Source organism: Streptomyces sp. NPDC058964, from assembly GCF_042741275.1.
Classification (GTDB): Bacteria; Actinomycetota; Actinomycetes; order Streptomycetales; family Streptomycetaceae; genus Streptomyces.
Window position 1 is genome coordinate 1 of the sequence record NZ_JBHYKH010000340.1, and the last position, 9,846, is coordinate 9,846.

At 73.5% G+C, this 9,846-nt stretch carries 5 protein-coding genes and 1 pseudogene; 4 read left to right on the forward strand and 2 right to left on the reverse strand.

The genetic code is table 11. The features are described from left to right. Both ACFW2E_RS31985 and ACFW2E_RS31990 read left to right on the forward strand, forming a co-directional pair. The coding region (locus ACFW2E_RS31985; RefSeq protein WP_384470884.1) for a hypothetical protein at positions 1 to 2,368 on the forward strand (2,368 nt) is incomplete at its 5' end. Between the two features lie 57 nt (positions 2,369 to 2,425). Next, on the forward strand, positions 2,426 to 3,679 hold the full coding sequence (locus ACFW2E_RS31990) for a toll/interleukin-1 receptor domain-containing protein (RefSeq protein ID WP_384470887.1): 1,254 nt from the start codon (positions 2,426 to 2,428) through the stop codon (positions 3,677 to 3,679). A 651-nt stretch (positions 3,680 to 4,330) separates the two neighbouring features. Here ACFW2E_RS31990 and ACFW2E_RS31995 read toward each other — a convergent pair. Both ACFW2E_RS31995 and ACFW2E_RS32000 read right to left on the reverse strand, forming a co-directional pair. Then, positions 4,331 to 5,860, reverse strand: a pseudogene (locus tag ACFW2E_RS31995) (diguanylate cyclase domain-containing protein); the annotation flags it as partial. A gap of 83 nt (positions 5,861 to 5,943) precedes the next feature. Beyond that, positions 5,944 to 7,215 (reverse strand): MBL fold metallo-hydrolase, encoded by a 1,272-nt coding sequence (locus tag ACFW2E_RS32000; RefSeq protein WP_384470890.1) that lies wholly within the window; start codon positions 7,213 to 7,215, stop codon positions 5,944 to 5,946. 285 nt (positions 7,216 to 7,500) lie between these two features. Between ACFW2E_RS32000 and ACFW2E_RS32005 the strand changes: the two genes are divergently transcribed. Further along, positions 7,501 to 8,679, forward strand: coding sequence for a Glu/Leu/Phe/Val dehydrogenase dimerization domain-containing protein (locus ACFW2E_RS32005; protein WP_384470893.1), 1,179 nt, complete (start codon positions 7,501 to 7,503; stop codon positions 8,677 to 8,679). Between the two features lie 417 nt (positions 8,680 to 9,096). Beyond that, positions 9,097 to 9,696 (forward strand): TetR/AcrR family transcriptional regulator, encoded by a 600-nt coding sequence (locus ACFW2E_RS32010; protein WP_384470896.1) that lies wholly within the window; start codon positions 9,097 to 9,099, stop codon positions 9,694 to 9,696. Positions 9,697 to 9,846 lie beyond the last annotated feature (150 nt).

The window sequence follows — 9,846 nt, forward strand, 5'->3', positions numbered from 1 at the left end:
CAGCCACACGCTCCTGCTCGACCCCGAGGCGGCCGGGTTTCTGCGCGCCGGCCTCGCCCGGCGCTCACCCGCGCTGCTGCGGGAGGTGCGGGACTTCACCGTCGCCGAACACGGGCGGGCACCACTCGTCGTACGGCTTTACGAGGAGCTGATCTGGTCCACCGTCTCCCCCTCGGCGGAGACGGACCGCAGCGTGCTCCGGCACGCCGCCCGGGTGCTGCGGGCGGTGGCCGGCCGGGGGGTCGCCCCGGCTGCCGCCGACGACACGGGCCGCTGGGCTCTGCATCTCATGCCGAGACTCCCGGACGAGGTGCTCGGACGCGAGGACGTCCGGCGCATCCAGGTCGCCTCCTGCGAGCGGCTGGGACTGGAGCCGCCCGACCTGCCGGGACTGCCGGCCGGAGTGCTGGCCGAGGCACGTGCTCTCGTCCGGCGGACCATGACCGTCGGGGTGAGTGCCCGGTCGGACGGCATCGTCGTCAGCAGGCCGCCTGCCGAGGGCTCGAAGATCGTGCACGCGGGCGGAAGCGGGCACAAGGTCCGTATCGACGCGCTGAGTTCGCTGACCCACTCGGCGGAGCCGGTTCGCCTGGAGCTCCTCGAAGGACAGAGCGTGCACCTGCCGATGACGGTCGTACAGCGGCTCGGTCCCGACGGGGAGGTGCGGATGAGCCTCAGCCACCCGGGCACCGCCGTGGACATCGCCGTCACCGCGCACGGCGCGACGTCCACCGGGCCGGTGCACTGCGCCGTGCTGCTTGCGGACGGGACGATCGTGGTGCACGACGGCGGCGGCACGGAGTACCTCCGCATCCCTCCCGACGGGGCGCCGACGGCACGGCGCAGCGTGACGCTGGCCGCGGACGGCTCGGTCGTGACCTGCGTCGAGGGCGGCGCGGTGCGTCATCACCCGTTACGGCCGGACGCTCCGGCACCGCAGCCCCTCGACGAGCCGGACGCGCTGGATCCGCCGGCCCGGACGACCGCGCACTTTCGGACGCCCGACGACGACCGCGTGATCGTCCGGGCCGGTCCGGACGGGCGGATCGTCGCCTTCCCCGCGGCCGACGAGTGGTCCGACGACGTGGCGCAGTGGCGTGATCTCGGCCGGGCGCCCTGGCAGGTGTCCTCGCTCGCCGTCAGCACCGACGGTCAGTGGGTGGCGCTCGTCGGCAACGACTTCCTGCTCGTGGAACTGCCCCTTGCCCCGGGCCCCGCACGCCGGGAAACGGTCCTGCACTTCTGCGCGCAGTGGGTCTTCGCGGCCGATGACGGGGGCTGGGTGGTCGCGGGCGCCGGCGGTCCCGTCGAACTGAGCACGGAGGACGGCCGCGGTTATCGCATTCTGCCCGACACCGGGCCGCCGTCCCTCGCGGGCGGCGGCCCCGCGTGGGGGCAGGGATGCGTCCTCGTCGAGTCGTCGCCCGCACGTATGGAAGCCCTGGCCGAACTGCCCGGTGTGACCTGTCTGGCCGTCGACTTCGGCCACGGGCTCGACCCGGACCGGTCACGGATCGGGGGTCTGGTGGCCGCGGCACACCGGCGCGGAACCCGCGTGGCCGTCGGACTCGACGTGTCCGCCCTGCGGGTCGACGCGCTGGACGCCGTCCGTCTGTGGCTGGACCTGGAGGCCGACGGGCTGCTGCTCATCGGCGGGGGGCCCGTCGAGGTCTCCGCGCTGGAGGACGTACGCCATCTCCTCGACGGATACGACGACCGCATGCTCGTGTGCGCCTCCCCCGTGCCGGAGGACCGCCGCGGACTCTTCCACGTGGTGCCCGCGGCCTCCCTGATCTCCACCCTGGGATTCACCATCCGCAGCCGCTCGATGGCCGGTGGCGCCTTCGAGCAGGCGATGTCACGTCTGCGGGACGAGGTCGCGCACTGCTTCTCGGCCAGGTACCGGACGAGCGGTCACCAGGCCTTCCAGTGGGGCCTCGCGCTCCCGCCCGCGCTGTCGGCCGGGCCGGCCGGACTAGCGGGGGCGGTGCTGCTCGCGCTGCCCGGCTGCCCCGTGCTGCCCGGCCAACTGCTCCTCGAAGACGCCCCGGAGGCATCCGTGCTGCGCACCCTGCTGGGACTACGGCACAACCATCTGGCCATGACCCACGGCTCGTGTGAGGTCCTCGACACCGGTTCCGCGCACATCCTGGGCGTCGAGCGGCGGCACGGCGAGGAACGTGTGCTGTGCCTGACCAATCTCGCGCAGATCCCGGCCACCGCACGGTACCGCCCGCGGGATCCGGGCACCACGGTCCGGCTGCGGGATCTCGGCGACGGCGCTGTCCTCACCTCGCCCTCCGACGCTCCCCTGCCGGTGGGTCTGGCCGCGGGCTCCGCGCGCTGGTTCAGCGTTCTCACACCGTGAGCAGCGCGGCCTCTCGCACAATGGGACCTCGTACGTCGCATCCGCAGGAGTCGGTTCATGGTTCGGCCCAAGATCTTCGTCAGCCACAGCTCCAGCGCGCGCAAGTGCGCCGCTGCCGGCTGCGACTGCGTCGCCTACCGCGATGCCTTCGCCGCGCTCCTGACGGAACGGGGCTGCGAGCCCGTCATCGACCAGGACGTCCTCCGGGCGGGCGACCAGTGGCACGAGAAGCTGAACCGCGAACTGTTCGACTGTCAGGGAGCGGTTCTCCTGCTGTCACCGCACGCGCTCGAATCGGACTACGTCCTGCAGGAGGCCATCGTCTCCCTGGCCCTGTGGGAGGTGACCGGGCGACGCTTCCTCGTCCTGCCGGTCCTGCTGCCCGGAGTCCGGCGGAGCGATCTCGACGGCAGCCCGCTCAACCGCCTCGGCCTCGGCAGGTTCGACATGGTCGACTGGGCCGGCGCGGACGGCCCGGCCCATCCGCCCGACAAGGTGGGGCACCGGCTCCGGCCGCTGGTCGAGGAGTACGGGGCCCTGCCCTACCACAGCGTCACCGAGTACGTGGCCGGCCGCATCGGGGACGTCTCCGGGACGATCCTGTCCCGCATCGCGCGGGAACTGGGCGTGCAGCACATCGCCTACGCGCACGACCACGCCAACTACGTGGTCTCGGCGGGCCTGTTGATGGAGCGTCCCGCCGCGGCGGAGGGTACGGCGTGCGCGATGCGCGCGGCGCTGAGGGAGCTGCTGCCGCACCTCAGGCACAAGGAGCACCGCCAGGATGTCGTGGACGTCGTGGTTCCCTTCGCCCGGGTCCCCTCGAGCGCGGCACGGGCGTTGCGCATGCTCAGCGACACGGTCGGGGAAGGCCGCGTCGCCCTGTTGTCGGCGCAGCGGACCCTGACGGGCGAGATGTACGTCCGGCGGGCGAGCGAGGCACCCGAGCCCTGGCTGACGTGCACCCCCGTGCCCCGCCCCGGCATGGATTTCGTCGACGGCGTGATCACCGAGATACGGGACTTCCTGATCGACAGGTTCTTCGCGTTCGACACCGTGGAGGACGAGCAGCTGAACCGGTGGCTCGCCCGTGAGGAGGCGGAGTCCGGGCCCGTCACGATCGTTCTGGGCGTACAGCCCGACGACGAACTGGTGCGACGCCTGCTGTCGGTGTTCCCCAGGCTGCTGTTCCTCTTCGCGCACAGTCACGTCGACACGTACTCGTACGCCTCGCAGCACATGCGCCTGTCGGCGCTGACCCCCGACCAGGAGTACGAAATGCTGTACACGCACAACCGGTTGAGGCGCTGAGCGGCCCCGGGGAAGTGGACGGTGTGGGCGTGCCCCACTTCCCCGAGGCCGCTCGGCTCATCCCCGCGTACGCACCCGGACCCCGGGCAGCGCCCGCCGCAGCTCCGCCAGGTCCGCGCCGCCCGGGCCGGGCGCCTCCAGCAGGGTCAGTTCGCGCAGCCGGGGGGCCGCCGCCAGCGGGGCGAGAAACTCGACCGTCCGCGGCGACGCGACCTCGACGAAGACCACCCCCGTTCGGGCCGCCCCGGCCCAGTCACTGAGCGCGAGACAGCCCAGGACCGTGAGGAAACGCAGCTTCTCGCAGCCCACCAGCGCGTCGAGACGGGTCAGCACGGTGTTGTCGGCGATCACCAGGGAGCGCAGCGCCGGGAGGTGACGCAGCAGGCTCAGATCGGACACGTCGCCCCGGCAGACGACACGGTGGGCGTGCGCGGAGCCCACGAGCCGGGACAGTTCCTGGCTGGAGCGGATCTCGACGTTCGCGGACGAAGGAGGCGCCGTCGTCCCTCCCGTGGCCCAGGTCCGGACGACGGATCGCGGTGCCGCGGGCCGATGCGGGACCCAGGGGACGCCGGGGAGGTCCGGTACCGGGCGGGCGGTACGCCTCTCGGTCGCGGGCGCGCGCTGCGCCGTCGTCCTGTGCCGGGCGGCGGCCCGGCCCCGCTTCTCCTCGTACATCCGCAGATCCGCGTCGCGCAGCACGTCCTCGACCGACGCTCCGCACTGTGCCCAGGCGGTTCCGAAGCTGGCGCCGACACGCACGACGCGGCCGTCCAGCAGCATCGGTGTCTCGACGGTTCTGCGCAGGCCCTCCACCAGATGCCGGCACTGCGCGGGGCGCAGCCCTTCGGCCAGCACGACGAACTCGTCGCCTCCGAGACGTGCCACCATGCCCTGGTCGCCCAGGCCGTCCGTCAGGCGGTGGCCGACCTCGACCAGCACCGCGTCACCGGTGACGCGTCCGAACCGCTCGTTGACCGCCGCCAGTCCGGCGAGGTCGCAGAAGACCACCGCAAGCCCCGCCACCTCGTCGGCCCCGTCGGCGCCGGGGGCGATCACATGGGCGTGCCCCGTCTCCTCGACCGGTCGTTGACCCGGGCTGTCGCAGAGTCTGCCGAGCAGGCGTACCCGCAGCTCGCCGGAGTTCGGCAGCCCCGTCAGGGCGTCGTGCGAGGCGCGGTGGGCGAGCTGGAGCTCGCGGTGCCTGCGCTCCTCGATGTCCTCGATGTGCGTGAGCAGGAAGCGGGTGCCGTCGGAGGCGTCCGCAACGACGGAGTTGCGCAGCGACACCCAGAGGTACGTGCCCTCGCGGCCGCGGAGTCTGAGCTCCGTACGGCCCCCCTCCGCGGAGATCTCAAGGAGCTTGCCCAGGTCCTCGGGGTGCGCGAGATCGGAGAGCGAGAGGCGGCGCAGCTCGCCGGCGGGGCGGCCGAGCATCCGGCACAGCGCGTCGTTGGTGCGCAGGATCTGGCCGTGCCGGTCACCGCCCATCTCGGACATCACCATGCCGGAGGGGGCGTACTCGAACGCCTGCCGGAAACTTTCCTCGCTGGCCCGCAGTGCCTGCTGTTCCTGTTCGCGGCGCACGAGCGTGCGTTGCAGGTCGGCTCTCAGCCGTGCGCCGCTGATCGCTGCCGCGGCCTGGAACGCGTACAGCCCCAGGGCCTCGCGTCCCCAGGCGCCGGGCCGCCTGCCGTTGCGCGGCCGGTCCACGCAGAGCGCACCGAGCAGTTCGCTGCTCGCACCGTGCGCGCCGACCATGTGCAACGGTGCGAACAGCCGGTCACCGGACCGCCAGGCATCCGGGAGGAGCGACGGCCCCGGGGCGGACCACGCCGGCAGATCGTCGCCTTCGGGAAATGCCTCCTCGGTGTACGGCACGTAACGCAGGGGGCCCCAGTCCTCGCCCAGCGACAGACGGCGCTCCCACACGTGGCGGGGTGTGATCCGCCCGGAAAGCTCCGCGCCGTCGGCGTCCCCGGCGACCGCCGCCACGACCAGATCGCCGTCCGGGCGGACGAGATGAAGCACGGACAGGCCGTAGCCGAGGGTCTCGACCGCTCCGTCCGCGACGATCTGCAACGTGTCCGCGACGCTGCGCGCGGTGTTCAGCTCCGCCATGACCCGATGCAGCTGTCGCAGGCCGGCGAGACGGACGTACGGCTCCGACCCGGTGTCCACGCGCCCCCACTCCCCCGTTGTCACCCCTGTCGCGCGCGGGAACCCGGTGCGTGCGGGTTCCCGCCGGGTCATGTACCCAGGCGTCAGCCGACCGGAACGGCAGTGGTCTCCCCGCTGCCCTCGGCCTCGTCACCGCCCGTCGCGTCGGGGCGCGCGGCCCTGGTGCCGGCGGGCCCTGCCGGGTCCGGCGCGGTCACCGGCGTCGCGTCCGGGCGAGCCCCGGGCGCCGGCCGGCCACCGGCCGGGGGGAGGGTCACACCGCGCCACCACGGCTCGGCCGGGACGGTCTCGGCGGTCGGTTCGAAGGGCTCGCCGGGGCGGGGCAGGGCGATCGGCGCGCCGGCCGCGGCGCCTGCCTCGACGGTCCCCTCGCCGGGGTCCGCCCACGCGTGGGTGGCCAGGTTGAAGGTGGCCCAGTGGATCGGGAGCATCACACCGTGCGGGCGGCCGCCCTGGAGATCGAGGTGGGCTCGCATGCCCTCCTCGGGAGTCATGTGGATGTCGGGCCAGAACTCGCTGTAGGCACCGATCTGGATCATCGTGGCGTCGAACGGACCGTGGTCGGCGCCTATGTCCTTGAAGCCGTCGAAGTACCCGGTGTCGCCGCTGTGGTAGATCCGGTGCCGCTCTGCGGCGACGACCCAGGAGGCCCAGAGCGTGTGCTGGGTGTTGCGCAGGCCGCGGCCGCAGAAGTGGCGGGCCGGGGTGGCCGTCAGCGTGAGGCCGCCGACCTTGGTCGCCTCGTGCCAGTCCAGTTCGCGCAGCCGGCTCTCGGCGACGCCCCAGTGCTCGAGGTGCGCGCCGACACCCAGCGGCACGGCGAACAGGGTGTCCGTGCCGGCCAGCGCCCTGATCGTGGGCATGTCCAGGTGGTCGTAGTGGTCGTGCGAGATGACCACGACGTCGACCGGGCCCAGCGCCTCCAGCGGGACCGGGACCGGGTGCAGCCGCCTGGGCCCGGCGAACGGGAACGGCGAGCAGCGCTCGCCCCAGACGGGGTCGAAGAGCACGCGCCGTCCGTCGATCTCCGCGAGCACGCTGGAGTGGCCCATCCACGTCAGCCGCAGTCCGGTGGCCGGCGGCCCGGCGAGGTCGGCGAGAGTGGTGGCGTGCACCGGGACCGTGCCCCGCGGGGCGCGCCGGGGCCGCTGCTCCTTGTCGAAGAAGACCTTGGCGAAGTCCAGCATCGAGCCGGAGGGCCGGGTGCGGGCGGCGCCCCCGGGGTTCTGGAAGACACCGTCCTTGAAATGCGGTGATCTGCGGATGCGCGCCAGGCGCTCACCGCCCGGGTCCGCGCCGAAGGCATCGGGCTGCAGCGCGCGGAGCCCGGAGCTCAGGGAACGCAAACCGGTCACGGTACCTCCAGGTGGAGTCGCTGAGGTCATCCATTATGGTCGGCCCCTCCGACAACCCGGGGTCACCGGGGTCACCACCCGGTGACACCGGCCCCCGCGAAGGCCACCGGCGCTCCGGCGTCACCAGCGGGCCGCCTCCCGTCCACGTGTGGTCCGTCCTCGCGTTGACACCGCTCGGCCGCGCTTTCGATACTGACCGACGATTCAGTAACCGGCACCGGACCCCGCAGGTCCACCGCCCCGCCCCGTCCGCTCGCCGCCGCCGCCGCCGAGGAGTCCACCCCCATGACCGCCCCCCTCATGTCGCTCGTCTGGACCGACCACGTCACCGGACGGCAGGGCTTCCTGGTCGTCGACCGGCTGGTACGGGGAGTGGCCAGCGGCGGTCTGCGGATGCGTCCCGGCTGCACCCTCGACGAGGTGACCGGGCTCGCCCGCGGCATGACGATGAAGGAGGCACTGCACTACAACCCGGAGAGCCGCTACGTGCCCCTGGGCGGCGCCAAGGGCGGCATCGACTGCGATCCGCAGGCCCCGGAGGCGTACGGGCTGCTCGTACGCTATCTGCGCGCCATGCGGCCGTGCATCGAGAGTTTCTGGACCACCGGCGAGGACCTCGGCCTCACCCAGGACCTGGTCGACCGCGCCGCCGCCGAGGCGGGGCTGGTGTCCTCCGTCCAGGCCGTGTACCCGCTGCTCGACGACGAGGCCGCGGCGCGCCGGAGGCTCGCGGACGCGTTCGAGGTCGAGGTGGACGGCATCGGCCTCGACGGGCTGGTCGGCGGCTGCGGGGTCGCCGAATCGGTGCTCGCGGCCCTGGACCGGGCCGGAGTGCCGCACGCCGGGACGCGGGTCGCCGTGCAGGGCCTGGGCACCATGGGCGGGGCCACGGCGCGCTTCCTCGCGCGGTCGGGCCTGCGGATCGTGGCCGTCGCCGACATCAAGGGCACGATCGCCGACCCGGAGGGTCTGGACGTCGAGGCGCTGCTCGCCGCACGGGACGCGTACGGCACGGTCGACCGCGCCGCGCTGCGCCCCGACGACCGCGAACTGCCGGGCGATGCCTGGCTGTCCGCCGACGCCGACGTGCTGGTGCCCGCGGCCGTGTCGTACGCCATCGGCACCGCGGACCAGGAGCGGATCACCGCCCGCTGGATCGTCGAGGCGGCCAACATGCCGGTGCTCCCGGCGGCCGAGGAGCTGCTGTCCGCGCGCGGGGTGACGGTACTGCCGGACGTGGTGGTCAACTCCGGTACGAACGCATGGTGGTGGTGGACGCTGTTCGGGGACATCGGCCCCTGCGCGGACGAGGCGTTCGCCCACACCCGGCGGTCGATGCGGGCCCTCGTCGACCGCGTGCTGGCCCGCGCGGAAGCGGACGGAACGACACCGCGGGCGGCCGCGCACGCCATCGTGGCCGACCGGCTGCCGGTGATCGCGGACCGGTTCGGCTGGTACCGCTGACGCCCGCCGGGCACCTCACGGGCCGACGGGAACCGAGGCGGAAGGGCGGCGGCAGCAGAGTCGGTCGCACTTCGCACCGCCGATTCGTACGAGGAGCGTCGAGCCCACCACGCCCGCCGTCGACCCGCAGTCCCCGATCGAGCGCTACCCCGGCGTCCGCAACGAGCCGGATCCCGGGGCCCGTCGCAAGACCGTGCACGGCCTGTGGGCGGCGGACGGACGGCACGTCCTCCGTCCGCAACGGCGCCTCGGGGCCCGCCCCAGGAGATGCACGAAAGGGATCGACCACCAGTGCGTGGACCGACCGCCCGGCCCACGGCTCGCTCCGGCCGCTCCGCCCGCCCGCCCCGCGGGGTGCCGTCGGCGCTGTCCTTGACGACGGATTAGGCTGACCGCGTGGCGAGGGTGCGGTTGAGCGTGGCGGAGCGGCAAGAGGAACTGCTGCGTGCCGCCATCGAGCAGATCGAGGCGCGGGGCGTGGCGGCGGTCAGGATCGCCGACGTGGCCTCGGCCCTCGGTGTGAGCAACGCGCTGGTGCTGTATCACTTCTCGACCAAGGAGAAGCTGGTCGCCGCCGCGTTCACCTACGCGGCCGAGGACGACCTGGCCCGTCTGCGCAAGCTGCTGGGCCGCCGTACGACCGCGCTGCGCCGGCTGCGGGCGGCCGTGCGCTGGTACGCGCCCACCGGTCAGGCCAAGGGCTGGCGGCTGTGGATCGAGGGCTGGGCGGTGGCGCTGCGCGAGCCCGCCCTCCGTGAGGTGGCACGGGATCTGGACAGGCAGTGGAAGGCGGCGATCGCCGAGGTCATCGCCGAGGGCGTGGCCGCGGGCGAGTTCCGCTGCGCCGACCCGGCCGATGCGGCACTGCGGCTGACGGCCCTGCTGGACGGCCTCGCCGTGCAGCTGACGTCCTACGCGGGCACCGTCCCGAGATCCCGGGCGCAGCGGTGGGTCGACGAGGCCCTCGCCCGGGAACTCGGGCTGGCCCGCGAGGCGTTGACGACTCAGGAGCGATGAGCGACGCTCCTCGCCGGTCCTGCGGGGCGGCTTGCGACAAGGACACCGCCGTCCGGCAGCACCGCGTGGCGGGGCCCGCCGGGGCCGGGCCCCCCCCGGGGCGGCGGCGGGTACCCGGCCCCCGGGCACCCGCGGCGTCCGGCACAGTTT

Coding starts and splice junctions, on each gene's coding strand:
- ACFW2E_RS31990 (WP_384470887.1), top strand. CDS start 2,426: ATGGTTCGGCCCAAGATCTTCGTCAGCCACAGCTCCAGCGCGCGCAAG.
- ACFW2E_RS32005 (WP_384470893.1), top strand. CDS start 7,501: ATGACCGCCCCCCTCATGTCGCTCGTCTGGACCGACCACGTCACCGGA.